Origin of the sequence: Budvicia diplopodorum (assembly GCF_009800925.1) — a bacterium.
GTDB lineage: Bacteria > Pseudomonadota > Gammaproteobacteria > Enterobacterales > Enterobacteriaceae > Budvicia > Budvicia diplopodorum.
In genome coordinates, this window is sequence record NZ_WOYF01000010.1 from 56,014 (window position 1) to 72,043 (window position 16,030).

A 16,030-nucleotide genomic window follows, 5' to 3' on the forward strand; every position below is an offset into this window, starting at 1 on the left:
GAATGACCAGAATCGGGATAGGTATCACTCTACTGTTAGCAACGCTTAACGTAAGCGTATTCGCGGCGCCCGCTAGGCTCGCCATTGTTATTGATGACTTTGGCTACCGCAGGCAGAACGAAGAGCAAATTTTACAGCTGCCCGCAGCCGTTTCAGTGGCCATTTTACCCAATGCGCCGCTGACCAAGGAAATGGCCGATAAGGCCTACCAGAAAGGGCATGAAATTCTGATTCATATGCCAATGGAACCCATCAGTAAACAGCCATTGGAACGAGATACCCTTCGCCCAACGATGGGTAAAGAAGAAATTCAGCGGATTATTGCGCAGGCCATTCATAATGTTCCTCATGCAAAAGGTATGAATAACCACATGGGAAGCTCAATGACCTCCGATCTTGCCGCCATGCAGCGAGTGATGGGGGCGCTCAACCATTACCAACTTTATTTTCTTGATAGTATGACCATTGGCGCTAGCAAATCTACACAGGCAGCTGAAGGCACAAGCGTTCGGGTGGTTAAACGAAAAGTTTTTCTTGATGACGAGCAAAGCGATGCCGCGGTATTGAAACAGCTTAATCTTGCTATCAGAATGGCTCAAAAAAATGGCTCCGCCATCGCAATTGGTCACCCACATCCGAGCACGGTTAGAGTGCTTCAAAATAATCTGCATCAATTACCGGCTGACGTTGTGCTAGTTCCCGTCAGCGCCTTATTATCCAAATCAATAACGCCCGTAGTGACAGAGCCGCCACATCACAATAGTGAAAAAAAGCTGCCTGAGCTCACGCTGGCCCAGCGTTGCCCGGCGCCAGAATCAATTGATAAGATAAACCCCCAACTCGCCTACCAAACCGTTAAAAATACGGTAGGACCATCACCTTTAACGCTGTCACTGTACTCCTACTTAAGCTATTGCAGCGTTTCCTACCACAATGCTTCGTCGATAAAAGCGATGGTAAAAGAGTAAAATATTACTCATAGTTATAGCCAATCAGGCATGCTTAATTGAACAAAAATCATGTCTACGTTACTATTCGCTCCTCTCAGTTCAATGGTGGTTAGGCTATGTTTTCCTTATCTGTATGCGTTTTGACGTTTAACTCTGCGCGACTGTTAAAAGATGTACTATCACCATTAACAGCCATTGCTGATGAACTGATCGTTGTCGATTCAGGAAGCAGCGATGACACACTGGCCATATGTGAAGCGTTCGGTATCAAACCAACCTACCGGGCTTACACCACGCACGGCGAACAAATGAATTTTGCTATCTCACTGACAAGTAATCAGTGGGTACTGTGCATGGACAGCGATGAAATCATTGACCAGAAAACGGTAGATGAGATAAAAAAAATTAAATCCGGGGCGACGCCAGAAACAGACATGGCCTTTCGGATCTCACGCCACTGGTTTGTATTAGGTCAGGAAGTTCATAATATTTATCCCGTTACTTCACCAGATTATCCGGTTCGATTATTCAACAAAGAAAGCGTAATGTTTAACAGCCGTCCGGTCGACGATGCCGCCGAAGGTTATAAAAATACCGCCGTTATTTCCGGATTTGTTAAACACGATACTTTTTTCTCAATCCATGAAGTGTTTAATAAGCTCAACGGCTATACCACCCGGCTAGTAAAATATAAGAAGGTAACGCCATCGCTTGCCCGAGGATTTTTCAGCGCATTCGGTTCTTTCTGGAAATGGTACGTTTTCAAAAAGGGCTGGAAAGACGGAAAAGTAGGCGTAATTACCGGAACCTATGCCGTTGCCTATAGCTTTATGAAATACCTGAAAGCTTGGTATCAACATGATGGTAAAGGTAAATAGTTGGCTAACGCCCGTAACAATTAATGAAAAATCTCATATTCACACGGCCCGATTTAGAATATGAGTAGCCGTACATGAAGGTGTGGCCACAGGCTACATCAGACAAATATTTATATCAGAATAGATGGTGAGAGCATGATTATCGTAACCGGCGGCGCTGGACTTATCGGCAGCAATATCATTAAAGCATTAAATAAAATGGGCTATCAGGACATTCTTGTTGTCGATAACTTAAAAGACGGCACCAAGTTTACCAATTTAGTGGATTTAGAGATCGCTGACTATATCGATAAAGAAGACTTTATCGCCAACATTATGGCCGGCGACGACCTCGGAGATATTGACGCGGTCTTTCATCAGGGCGCTTGTTCATCCACTACCGAGTGGGATGGAAAGTACATGATGGACAATAACTATCAGTACTCCAAAGACCTACTCCACTACTGCTTAGATCGCCAAATTCCATTCTTATATGCCTCTTCAGCGGCAACCTACGGCGGACGTAGCGATAACTTTGTTGAGAATCGCCAGTTTGAACAGCCGTTAAACGTTTACGGATACTCTAAATTTCTTTTTGATCAGTACGTTCGCCAGATTTTACCTCAGGCTGAATCACAAATCTGCGGGTTCCGTTATTTCAACGTTTATGGCCCAGGAGAAAATCATAAAGGCAGTATGGCCAGCGTCGCTTTCCACTTGAATAATCAAATCAATAACGGTGAAAATCCTAAATTATTCTCAGGAAGCGAAGGGTTTAAGCGTGATTTTATTTACGTTGGCGACGTTGCTGATGTAAACCTATGGTTCTGGAAAAATGGCGTATCTGGCATTTTTAACTGTGGTACTGGCCGCTCAGAATCATTTCAGGCCGTTGCCGATGCAGTATTAGATTTCCATAAAAAAGGCCACGTTGAATATATCCCATTCCCTGAAAAACTAAAGGGCCGTTACCAGTCATTTACTCAGGCCGATCTGACTAAGCTAAAAGCTGCTGGCTATAACGCCCCGTTTAAAACTGTGGCGGAAGGGGTTTCTGAATACATGGCCTGGTTAAACAAAGATAACGCTTAACGTGTGATTCACCAGCCGATCTTAATTAAGGACCTGCGTTAAAAAACGCGGGCCTTCATTTCTAAATTATTACAAAGAGCTGGAACTTTGTAGCCGGAGCAAAACATGAAAACGCTGATAGTCGGGCCATCTTGGGTCGGTGACATGATGATGTCCCAAAGTCTTTATCGCTCGTTAAAGACTCAAAACCCTGATACTGAAATAGACGTCATGGCACCGGCGTGGTGTCGTCCGCTATTAGCCCGCATGCCCGAAGTCAATCAGGCACTCGCTATGCCACTAGGGCATGGCGCACTGGCGATTGGCCAGCGTTATCAATTAGGAAAGCAGCTACGCTCTCAGCGCTACCAGCAGGCGATTGTCTTACCTAACTCATTTAAATCTGCTCTAGTTCCTTTTTTCGCGCAAATACCCAAACGCACCGGCTGGCGTGGGGAAATGCGTTATGGCCTGCTGAACGATGTACGGGTTCTCGATAAAGCGGCCTTCCCCCTTATGGTTCAACGCTATGCCGCTCTGGCCTATTCGAAAAATGATATCCGCAGTGCGCAAGATATACCCCAGCCGCTTCTTTGGCCTCAGTTAAGCGTCAATTCGCAGGAAATTATTGAAACCAAGGCAAGATTCAACCTATCAAATGAGCGCCTGACGATAGGATTCTGCCCGGGAGCTGAATTTGGCCCGGCAAAACGCTGGCCTCATTATCATTACGCCGAATTAGCGAACAGCCTCATTGAGCAAGGATATCAAATAGCCTTATTCGGTTCGGCGAAAGACAAAGAAGCCGGCATGCAAATCCGCCATGCGCTTCCACAAGGCTTACAGGCACATTGCTATAATCTGGCTGGTGATACCCAGCTTGAGCAGGCGGTGATTCTGATTGCTGGTTGTACTGCTATTGTCAGTAACGATTCTGGGTTGATGCATATTGCCGCCGCGCTAAATAGGCCGTTGATTGCGCTGTATGGACCCAGTAGCCCTGACTTCACGCCACCACTTTCCCATCAGGCAAAAGTTATTCGCCTAATCGATGGCTATTTTAAGATCCGTAAAGGGGACGCACAGCAAGGCTATCATCAAAGTCTGATTGATATCCGACCTGAGCGAGTATTGGCTGAACTCAATATACTTTTAGTTAATCAAGGTCCCCAATAATGCGGGTGCTGATCGTAAAAACCTCATCCATGGGTGATGTACTACATACCCTACCCGCATTAACGGACGCGCAGCAGGCAATACCCGGCATACAGTTTGACTGGGTTGTTGAAGAGGGGTTCTCCCAAATTCCAACTTGGCACCCTGCGGTTGACCGTACGATCCCGGTCGCAATAAGACGCTGGCGAAAATCGTGGTTCCATTCAGATACGCGCAAAGAAAGAGAAGCCTTTGTTTCCAGCCTGCGGCAGTTTCAGTACGACGCCGTCATTGATGCTCAAGGGCTGATTAAGAGTGCCGCACTGATTACCCGCAAGGCCCGGGGAATAAAGCATGGACAAGATAGCCGCAGCGCTAGAGAGCCTCTTGCCAGCTGGTTTTATGACGTGAAGCACTACATTGCTAAAAACCAGCATGCCGTAGAACGCACTCGCCAGCTATTTGCCATGAGCCTAGGCTATGAAATACCCGGCGAAAAAGGTGATTACGGTATAGCGTCCCGTTTTCTAGCTACGCTTCCTCAACATGCTAACCCTTATTTAGTCTTTTTACATGCCACTACGCGTGATGATAAACATTGGCCAGAACACCACTGGCGTGACCTCATAGCCCTAATGGCAGGCTCTGGATTGCAGATCAAACTACCTTGGGGAGCACCCCATGAGCACGAAAGAGCAATTCGTTTAGCAAAAGGCTTTCAACACGTTGAGGTTTTGCCTAAACTATCATTGCAGGAAATTGCTCAAATACTCGCAGGTGCAAAAGCCGTGGTTTCTGTAGATACCGGGCTAAGTCACCTCACCGCAGCGCTCGATCGCCCAAATATTACCTTATATGGGCCAACGGATCCGGGGCTGATTGGGGGGTACGGGAAGAATCAGAACGAGATACGGGCACTCGATAAAAATTTATCATCACTAGATGCCTCATCGGTCAATACAAGGTTAGAAAGGTTCATATAATGAAAACACTACATGTTATCAACTTGGGTAAAATGGGTGGTGTTGAACGACTTTTTCTTGAGTATATCAATGGTGAAAATGCAAAAAATGATCAAATACTTTGCATTGGTGACCACATTGGTGAAGAAATATTTACTCAATTAAAAAATAAAAACATTAGCTTTGCTAACCGAATTTCCTCTACTTCAAAAATAAAATACCCGTCATTTATCAGAAAGTATGTTCTGAAGAGAAAAATAGAGCGGGCCGATGCTGATTTAGTAATCGTATGGGATCTTGTCCTCAGTCTTCCGGCAAAACCGTCGAAAGGAAAAATGGTATATTATGACCATGGTTGCTCTTGGCGATATAAATATAATAAAAAGACATTACATTTCTTATCAATGTTAGATGGCTGTATATCCGCATCTCACGCATCCAAACGAGTATTGCAGTTAAGATTCAATTTACCCTGCCCAATAAATGTTGTCGTTGATAGAATACTAACACCAGTAAATATTAATAAATCATTAAAAGAAATTGGTCCTTGTATAAAAATAGGTACTGCATCCCGATTAGTTGGTTTAAAAGGGGTAAGCGTAACAATACTTATGCTCAAAGAGCTAATTAAGAGAGGACATAATGTTAAATTATATATTGCAGGTAAAGGTCCGGAAGAAAGCAATTTGCAGTCTTTAGTTAATAAATTGAATATTGAAGAGCATGTAAGTTTTTTAGGCTTTCAGCAAGATCTATCATCTTTCTTCAATGATATACATATTTACATGAGTACGCCGGTTACCGAACCATTTGGGCTATCATGTATGGAAGCATTATATTATGGGGTACCAGTAATATTTCCAATGATCGATGGCCAGCCTGAAGTAATAAAAGATCGCTACTGCGGCCTTGGTCTTATTCCTAATATCACGCCAGAAACTCATATGAACGATAGTGGTATTAATGTTGATTTTCCACATAAAATATATGATCCCATCAATGATTGCTTATCCGAAGCGCTTGTTTTATCCCACATAGAATGTGCAGATGCCGTTGAAAAAATATCAAATGAATACTATACAGAGTTTAGAGCTAATGCATTTAAGCATGTTGAAACCTGTTTCCAATATGAAAAATTTAAAGAAGAGCTCCATACTGTACTAATCAACATCAATAGCATAAAAGTAAAAAAATGAATTCTAATATTAATAAATTAAACATCATTTTATTAACGACAACAATTATATGCTGTCTATTATCATTAATCCTAGTACCGTTAGGGTCTTCAATTGGAAGAAAGACATTTTATCTATCTGGTTATATTTCATTTATTGGCCTACTTATTACTGCAATAAAGTCAAAGAGCAGCATAACGAAGAAAAACATATTAGTAGCCATAAGCATTTTCATTTTCGGCCTAGTGAATATCGTATGGATATTAATGTTCCAGCCAGAACATGACTACAGTCCCATATATCCTATATTTATGCACATAGGGAAAATATTAATTATATCTTCTATTCTATATCTCTATTTATCTAGTGCGAATGTAAAAATGAATATAGCCATATTTATTACATTAATAAATATCGTTATAAACTCTTATGCTTTTTATGAACACTTTGTTCTAGGTATTTATAGATCTGAATTGGGAACAGCGAGAGCAACCATAGCTGCATACATTATTAGCATTATAGGATCATTAGCTTTATCAACTATCTTAGCATCAAAAAATAAATACAAATTTCATATTGCAACCATTTCTTTTCTCTTTAGTTTTTCCGCGATTATTTTAACTCAAACCAGGGCTGCAATCATTGCATTCCCAATACTAATTTTATTAACAGTGTTAATTAACAAAGAAATATCTAGAATAGCTATCATGAAATTTCTTAGCGTATTTCTATTATTATTATTAGGACTGGGATTCATATTTAAATCAACATTAGAAATTCGTTATAATGATATAAAGAATGACATTCTCTTATATCAGGATTCAAATAGCAATTCTTCACTTGGTGCACGATTTGCAATGTTCATTGTAGGCATTCAAACCGGATCTGAAAATGTATTAGGGCAATCCGCAGAGACTAGAACAGCCGAAATAAAGAAAATAATTAATAATGATAAATCACTATCCGGCGCTGAGATGTATGCAGATGTTCACTTACACAATGAAGTTATAGACAATTTTTCTCTAAAAGGCATTTTTGGCGTTATCTCCTTGTTAGCTCTTTATTTAGCCTTAATATATAGATCATTTTCAACTAAACTCAATACCCCCATGTTAATAATAACATTAAGTACAATTATTTATGGATTGAGTGACGTCCTATTTTTCAGTAAGGAATTTACTATAACGTTATTCTTATGTTTGCTCATGAGTTTATTTTTCGACAGCAATACAAATAGGGAGAATATGAAATGAAAAATGATACTTTTCTCCTCAGCATCATAATCCCTTGCTATAATAGTGAATACTATATTATACCTTGTTTAGACTCTATAGTTTCCCAAGTCGATAGTCAGGTTCAAATAATTATTGTCAATGACGGCTCTACTGATAACTCAGATACAGTAATAAAAAATTACCTGACAGAATATAAAGACCATAATATTTCATATAAGAACCAATGCAATAATGGCGTATCGGCAGCGAGAAATATTGGTTTGGATTATGCGGAAGGAAAATATATTACTTTTGTTGATTCAGATGACATGTTAGATAATAGCTATTGGTCTACTATAAAACCAATAATTGAATCGGAAGAGTATGACCTAATTGATTTTAAATTCAGCCGAATTTTCGAAAGAGATGGAAAAATATCAATAAGAAAAGAACGTGTAAAGAAAATAGAAAATACTAGCATAAATAATCCATTAGCAAACACTTTTGAATTATCAGAATGGCATGTTTGGACACGAATAATTAAAAAAGAAATTGCCATCGCTGATAAATTCGAAATAGGAAAACGCTATGAAGATATGCTTTATACGCCTTATACATACTTAAGAGCGAAAAAAATATTACATCTTAATAATACTCTTTATCTATACAGAGATAATCCAGACAGCATAACGAGTAATATTAGAGAAAGTGATATTCACGATATTACTTTCTCTATAAAGAAGATGATTCATTATATCCAACAAACTAACCAAAGTGATGATAAACATATAAAAGAACTAATCACATATATGATTGTGAACTGCTTTCAAGAAGTCAAACGAATGCATAAAAAGCTATATGGTTATTACAACTATAGCAATGAAACCAGTAGAGGTATAAAAATCTCACTACTGCACTGTGACACAAAACACATCAACTATAAAACTTATCTACAAATGAAATACAACTCCGCCGATAAATTTATCTCAAAGATAAGATATCAACTAAAAAGGCCAAAACAACAATAGGTTAATTAGCTAATTTGGATTGATAGAATTCAGCCATTGTCATTCCAATACAGCGCGGGCTTAACCACTCAAACAGTTCTTCAAGATCTTTATAGAGTTGTTCAATAGATGCTGAATCCGTGAATGTGGGGCTGCCTCCAGGCATAAATTCTGAAGAATGGAGCATAAACTCAACGTAATCTTTACCTTCATTCAAACATTGCTGAGCAACGTGTTTCATCTCTAAAACATTACCGCCCTTCGGGCGCAGCCATCGCGTAGAAGGTGGACGTTTTTTTCCCCTTAAACGATCGTAAGCAAGTTTAAACGTATTATGCATCGCGCCATACTTCAATCTGGTACTCATCGGTACCTGTAATAATCTGGATGAACCTGACTTCGAAATATCATTTAAATCCATAAAGTATGCACCATCAGGAAATCGGCTATAATCCGTTCCTCCTAGCCCATTAGGATTACCTTTCACTTCACTCCAGTCTACATACGGCGTTACTGAACAATCCACCTGATAGCCGAACTCCAACAATAATTGAGCATAATACTCGTTGAAAGCCCACCGCCCAGCCCTATGGCTCAACATTTTTGTCTCAAACGTACTTTCGAGAAGATCGGTCATTACCAATATCTTTTCGCGTATTACATCGTTTTGATATTCGATAAGATAAGGTTTAAAACGATCGTCATCATCCGTTAATGGATAAATAGGGGGGCTATTCCAAGCATGAAGGTGCATACCCACTTCACCCTGTTTACCTGCGATAACATCTTTTGCAAAAGAGACATAATCAGGGGAAATAGCCATTTCATAATTAGTCAAATACGTTGGCTTGAATCCATACTTTTCACATAATTTCTGAAAACGATCCAGAAACTTAGCGTTTTGTGTTGAAATATCCTTCGTATTGACCCAAAGATTATCACCTTCAGTATCAATGGAAATAAGGAAAGCAGGTTTTTGCATAATCAAAACAATCTTTTCTCAAGAAACAGAAATTAGCCCTATGCTACGTACACTCACTCACCGGTGCAAATCAAGTCTGTATAATTTATGAATTTAGGTTACAGTTTACAGATATATCTAGCCTTCAAGGCAATACTATTATAGCGAATATTTTTATTATACCACCTCAGTTATTTGGTATATGCATAAGGAATAATCAGGTATGAATCCGATCCGTCTCGCAATCGTTCGACAAAAATATCGCCCTGATGGCGGAGCTGAACGTTTCATATCTAGGGCCTTAGAGGCACTAAAAGATCAAAATCTTTCACTAAATGTCATAACCAGGGAGTGGCAAGGAGAGCAAAACTCTGACTGGAATATTTTCCAATGTAATCCACACAAGTGGGGAAGAATAAGCAGGGAGAGAGGTTTTGCCCAAGCCGCGCGCGCAATCTGGCAACGGGAAAACTTTGACTTAGTACAAAGTCATGAACGTATTCCCGGCTGTGATATCTATAGAGCAGGAGACGGTGTACATCGCCGCTGGCTTTTACAAAGAGCCCGAATTTTACCGACTTGGCGACAAAAATTATTATTTAATGATCGCTATCATCGCTATGTGATGAATGCTGAAAAAGAGATGTATTCAGCACCTGAACTTAAGGCCGTTATCTGTAACGCAGAAATGATAAAACAAGAAATTATTACAGATTTTAACGTTCCAGAGTCGAAAATAGCCGTTATCTACAATGCAATTGATAGCCAGCGCTTTATGCCAGGCAGTGAACAAGCTCGCCAACAGATCAGAGGCCAACTAAACCTTTCTACCAATGTATCCTGCTTAATTTATGTTGGATCTGGTTTTGAACGTAAGGGGTTAGAAAGTGCAATTAGGGCAATCTCTGCTACCCCTAAACATTTAATCGTAGTTGGAAAAGATAAAGCAGAAAAACGCTATAGAAATTTGGCCTCTGAATTAGGTTGTAACAATAGAGTTCATTTCCTTGGTGTGCAAAATGATGTTCTACCCTATTACCAAGCTGCAGATGGGCTGCTTTTACCCACATTATACGATCCATTTCCCAATGTTATTTTAGAAGCTATGGCATGTGGACTCCCCGTAATTACCAGCAATACCTGCGGTGGAGCTGAGTTTATTGAACAGGGAAAGAGTGGGTTTATCTGTGATGCTTTAAATATCAAAGAATTAATTGGATCTATCAATGAACTACCGGAAAAAGCAATCGGCTCAAAAATGGGTATAATTGCCAGAGAGCGAGTTATGAACCAAAATGCCAGCCTTTTATCGCAGCAGTTAGTAGGGCTGTATCAAGGGTTAGTGGGAGCTTAAATGAACATTCTATTTATCATTGACGGGTTACCCGGCGGCGGCGCTGAGAAAGTAGTACTGACGCTAGCCGAGGGCATGGTAACGTTGGGGCATCAAGTTAGCCTGTTCTCCTTACGCAACGTATGTGACTATTCCATTCCTGAGGGAATTGAATATAAGATAATTCCAGACAACACTCGAGTATTCTGGCGAAAAATCACCGAAATAAAGCGTAGGGCCAAACAGCTTAATAACGAAATTATAAAATCCCAGCAAGCTAATGGTAAATTTGCTCTTATTTTCTCAAATCTACATAAAACCGACCGAATCGTTAACCAATGTCGAGATCTCGACCAATCAAAAATGTGGTTCTGCATCCACGGCATATTCTCAGCCTCCTATCTTGGTAACAAGCAGGGTATTGGTCGCTGGATAAAGCAGCAAAAAATAGCCAAAGTCTATAATCAGAAAAATATTATTGGTGTATCCCAAGCCGCTATCGACGACCTTGTTAACCACTTTAATATTACGCCAAAACAATCTGTTGAAATCAGTAACCCCTTTGATATTGAATCTATTTTAGCGCTTGCCAATGAACCTTGCCCCTTAGCTGGCACTGACTATTTAATTCACGTAGGCCGTCTACATCCTAACAAACGTCATGACCGGCTGCTTAAAGCTTATGCAAAAACACAGCTACCTTATCCACTAATATTGATTGGTAAAGGTGATGACTCCTATACTGAAAAGCTAAAAGCATTAGCAGCAGAGTTAGGAATCACAGATAGGGTAAAATTTATGGGATTCTGTTCTAATCCATACCCCTACGTCAAAAATGCTAAAGCGCTAATTCTAAGTTCAGACAGTGAAGGTTTTGGTAATGTTTTGGTTGAATCTCTAATTTGCGGTACTCCTGTGGTTAGTACAAACTGCCCTGGAGGGCCATCGTCAATTCTTACAGGGAATTTAGCCTGTGGGTTATCTGAATTAAACGAGGACTCTTTGGCTGAAAAAATCATCTTCATATGCAATCATCCACCAATAATAGAAGCAAAAACGCTGATAGATTATGGTATTATTCCCACAACTCTAAAGTACCTCGCGCTTGCGAATAATTAGTCAGTTTAAATAATATTAATTGATATTAATCAGTTGATTGTGGATGTCTTATGCTTCGCTTGATTTACTCATTTCTACTTTACTTACTCCAACCCTTAATCTGGTTACGACTATTTCTTCGCGGCCGAAAAGCACCCGCTTATAGAAAACGGTGGGCAGAGCGGTACGGATTTTGTCGGGGAAAGGTTCAGCCGGGCGGCATCATGCTTCACTCGGTCTCGGTCGGTGAAACCCTTACTGCGATCCCATTAGTCAGGGCGCTACGCTATCGTTATCCAACGCTACCTATTACGGTCACGACCATGACTCCAACCGGTTCTGAACGCGTTATGTCTGCGTTTGGGGGCGATGTTCATCATGTCTATTTGCCCTATGATTTACCGGGTTCAGTCAACCGCTTCTTAAATCAGGTCAGTCCCAAGCTAGTCATCGTTATGGAAACGGAGCTTTGGCCTAACCTGATTAATCAGCTCAATAAGCGTAAAATTCCCTTAGTTATCGCTAATGCACGCTTATCCGAACGTTCGGCTAAAGGCTACGGTAAACTGGGTAATACCGTTCGTACTATGCTGCAAAAAATCACGCTAATTGCTGCGCAAAATAAGGAAGATGGTGAGCGATTTATTCAGCTCGGGCTTAAACGTTCACACCTGATCGTCACTGGAAGTCTGAAATTTGATATATCCGTTACGCCTGAACTCTCTGCCAGAGCATTAACGCTTCGCCGCCAATGGGCATCTCACCGTCCCGTATGGATTGCGGCCAGTACCCATGAAAATGAAGAGAGCATTTTATTGGAAGCCCACGCTAGACTACTTCAGCATTTTCCCAATTTATTATTAATACTGGTCCCTCGCCATCCGGAACGTTTTTCGACCGCCCGGCAGCTAGCAGTGCAAGCGGGCATGAGCTATATAACACGCAGCAGCGGTGAAATACCGTCGGAGCATACTCAGGTTATTATCGGCGACACCATGGGAGAGCTCATGTTGTTATACGGTATTGCTGATTTAGCCTTTGTTGGCGGGAGTCTGGTCGAGCGCGGTGGTCATAACCCGCTGGAACCGGCGGCTCATGCGATCCCCGTTTTAATGGGACCTCACATATTCAATTTCAAAGATATCTGCAATAAGCTGGAACGGGCTAACGGCTTGACTACGGTTAATGACGTAGCCTCAATAGCAGAACAAATTACGCTATTGTTAAATGATGATGACACCCGCCGCTATCGCGGGCAGCAGGCGGTTAACGTTCTGCTACAAAATCAGGGTGCGCTGGAAAAACTGCTGGGCCTCCTTGAACCCTACTTACCTGCGCGGAGCCATTAATTCGTGGATAAAAAACGCCTGTCCATCGTTATCATTGCAAAGAATGAAGCTGAACTGATTGGCGACTGTTTGATGTCTGCAGAATGGGCCGATGAGATCGTTCTGCTGGACGGCGGTAGCTCCGACGACACGCTAGCTATCGCCCAAGCTCATAGCGCAAAAATATTTACGAATACCCAATGGCAAGGCTATGGCAAACAACGTCAGATAGCGCAGAGCCATGCCAGCGGCGATTACGTTTTCATGATCGATGCTGATGAGCGCATCACCCCAGAACTCCGCCATTCTATTGAACAAATCATTACTAACCAGCCACAGCCAAAGCAGGTTTATAGCTGTGCCCGACGTAATTTTTTTCTCGGGAAATTTATGCGCCATAGCGGCTGGTATCCGGACCGAACTATCCGGCTCTACCAAAATAGCCTCTATCACTATAATGATAATTTGGTTCATGAATCTTTAGACTATTCAGATGCTCAAGTTATACCGCTTGAAGGCGATCTATTGCACTTGACCTGCCGGGATTACTTCGTTTTTCAACGTAAGCAGTTCAGCTATGCTGAAAGTTGGGCACAACAGAACCATCTGAGAGGAAAGCGATCGTCAATGGCTTCCGCAGTCAGCCATAGCATAGGTGCTTTTTTCAAGACTTTGATAATCCGGCGCGGTTTTGCAGACGGCAAACGCGGGTTCTTACTTGCCTGTATTAATGCCCAATATACGTTCAATAAATACGCGGCACTCTGGGCCTTAGGCCAACAGCAGAAAGGTGAAAAATGACAAAACATCAGGCTGAATTCACAAAAGCAATATACCCGGGAACCTTTGATCCGCTGACCAATGGTCATCTGGATATCATCACCCGTAGCGCCCGTATGTTCGATCGTTTGATCATCGCTATTGCACGTAGCCCAAGTAAAAATACGCTGTTCTCTCTTGAAGAACGCGTGGTATTGGCACAATCGGTAACGTCTCATTTACCTAACGTCGAAGTCATCGGGTTCAGCGAACTGATGGCTCACTTTGCTCAAGTGCAACAGGCTAACGTGTTAATTCGTGGACTTAGAGCAATTTCCGACTTTGAATATGAACTCCAATTGGCCAGTATGAACCGCCATCTAATGGCCGATCTGGAAAGCATCTTTCTGATGCCGTCTGAAAAGTGGTCATTTATCTCTTCTTCTTTAGTTAAAGAAGTCGCTCGTCACGGCGGCGATGTCACTTCATTCCTGCCGCCGGTGGTTGCAGACGCTCTGGCTAAAAAATTCAGCTAATCAACGTTGGCAGTGGCGACAGAAAAATGTCGTTCTTTGCCCGTGTTTTTCGCTCTCAACTAATTCACCACAAAGGTGGCAAGGCTCTCCGGCCCGGCCATAAACCTGCAGCTCTTGAGCAAAATAGCCGGGTTTACCGTCTGCCTGAAGAAAATCTCGTAACGTTGTTCCTCCCCGATCGATAGAGCGCTGTAAAACACGTTTAATCGTTAAGGCTAAAACCCCGGCTTCAGTTTCAGTTAACGTGCCGGCCGCACGCTGGGGCAATATTTTGGCTTCAAACAGTGACTCACTGGCATAAATATTCCCAACGCCAACCACCAGCTTATTATCCATTAACCAAGGTTTAATCAATGTCTTCTTTCCCCGGGATTTAACTAGCAGGTAGGCGCCATCAAACTCATAACTAAGAGGCTCCGGGCCAAGATGCTTTAGGACATGACAGGTTGCTAAATCATCAGCCCATAGCCATGCTCCGAATCTCCTCGGATCGGTATAACGTAAAACCTTTCCGCCGGAAATCATAAAATCAACGTGATCGTGTTTACCGGCTTCAATAAATTCCGGCAGGATCCTAACGCTGCCCGACATCCCCAAATGACCAACAATCCAGCCATCGGGTAGTTCAATTAGCAAATATTTTGCCCGCCGTTGAACGCTTAATACCGGTTGGTTTTCCAGAGATATAATCCTGTCTGAAACCGGCCAGCGTAGCTTCGGCTGACGAACAATCGTTTTAACGATCTGATGTTTGATCAGGTAAGGCTCAATGCCCCGGCGGCTGGTCTCTATTTCCGGTAATTCTGGCACGGGTAACTATCCTCTGATAATTAAGCTAATGCCTGAATCATACACGTAAAACGCAATGCCTTAAAAGACATCACTATCGTTGAACAATGCTGAAATTCAGACAATAAAAAACCCAGCCTAAGCTGGGTTTTGATATCGATTTGTATAAGAAATTAAAATTATTTAATTTTAGCTTCTTTGTACAGAACGTGTTGACGGACAACTGGATCGAATTTCTTCAGTTCCAATTTCTCCGGTTTAGTACGCTTGTTCTTCGTGGTGGTATAGTAGTGACCTGTACCAGCTGAAGAAACCAGCTTGATTTTCTCGCGAATACCTTTAGCCATGGTTCAGTTCCTTAAAACTTCTCACCGCGGGCACGAAGATCGGCTAACACCGCATCGATACCCTTTTTATCAATTACACGCATACCTTTAGCAGATACACGCAAAGTTACAAAGCGCTTTTCACTCTCAATCCAAAAACGATGTGAGTGCAGGTTCGGCAGAAAACGACGCTTGGTCGCGTTCATTGCGTGAGAGCGGTTGTTACCGCTCACTGGGCGCTTGCCGGTAACTTGGCAGACTCGTGACATGTCAAAATTCTCCAAAAATCAAATCAGCTCGAGCTTCGTTAAGATGTTGGCTGCCTCGTCAGGCTTTTAGAGCCAATCTCAGCAAATTCCGCCGAGATGAGACGCTGAGTCAGGTTGCTGGAACCTGCTGAGATAGGCTCTTAATACCACACCCGTAATCCTCAAAGGTGGCGTAGTATACGCTCTTAGCCGCTAGGGCTCAAGTGCAGAACGGACAAAGATCCCACAAGATCGTAAAAA

Annotated in this window: 17 protein-coding genes; 13 read left to right on the plus strand and 4 right to left on the minus strand. The window is 42.0% G+C overall.

Translation table 11 applies throughout. The annotated features are described in order from the left end of the window. Positions 1 to 2: 2 nt before the first annotated feature. From GVI43_RS10565 to GVI43_RS10600, 8 genes are all read left to right on the plus strand, one after another. Positions 3 to 968 carry a divergent polysaccharide deacetylase family protein gene (locus GVI43_RS10565; RefSeq protein WP_159566874.1) on the plus strand — a complete coding sequence of 322 codons (966 nt, stop codon included), beginning with the start codon at positions 3 to 5 and terminating at the stop codon, positions 966 to 968. Between the two features lie 98 nt (positions 969 to 1,066). Next, positions 1,067 to 1,828, plus strand: a complete 762-nt coding sequence (locus GVI43_RS10570) for a glycosyltransferase family 2 protein (RefSeq protein ID WP_159566823.1) — start codon at positions 1,067 to 1,069, stop codon at positions 1,826 to 1,828. Between the two features lie 135 nt (positions 1,829 to 1,963). After that, positions 1,964 to 2,899 (plus strand): ADP-glyceromanno-heptose 6-epimerase, encoded by a 936-nt coding sequence (rfaD, locus tag GVI43_RS10575; protein WP_159566824.1) that lies wholly within the window; start codon positions 1,964 to 1,966, stop codon positions 2,897 to 2,899. Between the two features lie 105 nt (positions 2,900 to 3,004). Continuing rightward, on the plus strand, positions 3,005 to 4,054 hold the full coding sequence (gene rfaF / locus GVI43_RS10580) for an ADP-heptose--LPS heptosyltransferase RfaF (protein WP_159566825.1): 1,050 nt from the start codon (positions 3,005 to 3,007) through the stop codon (positions 4,052 to 4,054). After that, positions 4,054 to 5,016, plus strand: a complete 963-nt coding sequence (gene rfaC / locus GVI43_RS10585; protein WP_159566826.1) for a lipopolysaccharide heptosyltransferase RfaC — start codon at positions 4,054 to 4,056, stop codon at positions 5,014 to 5,016. Before rfaF ends, rfaC begins: the two co-directional genes overlap by 1 nt. Further along, a complete protein-coding gene (locus GVI43_RS10590; protein ID WP_159566827.1) occupies positions 5,016 to 6,191 on the plus strand; it encodes a glycosyltransferase in 1,176 nt (391 codons plus the stop codon). Before rfaC ends, GVI43_RS10590 begins: the two co-directional genes overlap by 1 nt. Positions 6,192 to 6,436: 245 nt before the next feature. Continuing rightward, positions 6,437 to 7,423, plus strand: a complete 987-nt coding sequence (locus GVI43_RS10595) for an O-antigen ligase family protein (protein ID WP_159566828.1) — start codon at positions 6,437 to 6,439, stop codon at positions 7,421 to 7,423. Beyond that, positions 7,420 to 8,412, plus strand: a complete 993-nt coding sequence (locus GVI43_RS10600) for a glycosyltransferase family 2 protein (RefSeq protein WP_159566829.1) — start codon at positions 7,420 to 7,422, stop codon at positions 8,410 to 8,412. The genes GVI43_RS10595 and GVI43_RS10600 overlap by 4 nt, the downstream gene beginning before the upstream one ends. A gap of 1 nt (position 8,413) precedes the next feature. Here GVI43_RS10600 and GVI43_RS10605 read toward each other — a convergent pair whose 3' ends face one another. After that, positions 8,414 to 9,373, minus strand: a complete 960-nt coding sequence (locus GVI43_RS10605; RefSeq protein WP_159566830.1) for a polysaccharide deacetylase family protein — start codon at positions 9,371 to 9,373, stop codon at positions 8,414 to 8,416. Positions 9,374 to 9,575: 202 nt separating this feature from the next. Here GVI43_RS10605 and GVI43_RS10610 point away from each other — a divergent pair, with 202 nt between their 5' ends. The 5 genes from GVI43_RS10610 to coaD are packed head-to-tail and all read left to right on the plus strand — an operon-like array spanning position 9,576 to position 14,406. Continuing rightward, on the plus strand, positions 9,576 to 10,706 hold the full coding sequence (locus GVI43_RS10610; protein ID WP_159566831.1) for a glycosyltransferase family 4 protein: 1,131 nt from the start codon (positions 9,576 to 9,578) through the stop codon (positions 10,704 to 10,706). Next, entirely contained in the window at positions 10,707 to 11,804 is a 1,098-nt protein-coding gene (locus GVI43_RS10615; RefSeq protein ID WP_159566832.1) for a glycosyltransferase, read from the plus strand. It abuts the gene before it with no gap. A 50-nt stretch (positions 11,805 to 11,854) separates the two neighbouring features. After that, positions 11,855 to 13,132 carry a lipid IV(A) 3-deoxy-D-manno-octulosonic acid transferase gene (waaA, locus tag GVI43_RS10620; protein WP_159566833.1) on the plus strand — a complete coding sequence of 426 codons (1,278 nt, stop codon included), beginning with the start codon at positions 11,855 to 11,857 and terminating at the stop codon, positions 13,130 to 13,132. 3 nt (positions 13,133 to 13,135) lie between these two features. Next, positions 13,136 to 13,912, plus strand: a complete 777-nt coding sequence (locus GVI43_RS10625) for a glycosyltransferase family 2 protein (RefSeq protein ID WP_159566834.1) — start codon at positions 13,136 to 13,138, stop codon at positions 13,910 to 13,912. Next, positions 13,909 to 14,406, plus strand: a complete 498-nt coding sequence (gene coaD / locus GVI43_RS10630; protein ID WP_159566835.1) for a pantetheine-phosphate adenylyltransferase — start codon at positions 13,909 to 13,911, stop codon at positions 14,404 to 14,406. Before GVI43_RS10625 ends, coaD begins: the two co-directional genes overlap by 4 nt. Here the strand turns inward: coaD and mutM are convergent, their stop codons facing one another. The 3 genes from mutM to rpmB form a co-directional block, all read right to left on the minus strand. Beyond that, complete coding sequence (gene mutM, locus GVI43_RS10635; RefSeq protein ID WP_159566836.1) at positions 14,407 to 15,216, minus strand: bifunctional DNA-formamidopyrimidine glycosylase/DNA-(apurinic or apyrimidinic site) lyase; 810 nt, start codon at positions 15,214 to 15,216, stop codon at positions 14,407 to 14,409. A 158-nt stretch (positions 15,217 to 15,374) separates the two neighbouring features. Further along, positions 15,375 to 15,542, minus strand: coding sequence for a 50S ribosomal protein L33 (gene rpmG, locus GVI43_RS10640; RefSeq protein WP_029093261.1), 168 nt, complete (start codon positions 15,540 to 15,542; stop codon positions 15,375 to 15,377). Positions 15,543 to 15,553: 11 nt separating this feature from the next. Next, complete coding sequence (gene rpmB, locus GVI43_RS10645) at positions 15,554 to 15,790, minus strand: 50S ribosomal protein L28 (RefSeq protein ID WP_029093262.1); 237 nt, start codon at positions 15,788 to 15,790, stop codon at positions 15,554 to 15,556. Between the last annotated feature and the right edge of the window lie 240 nt (positions 15,791 to 16,030).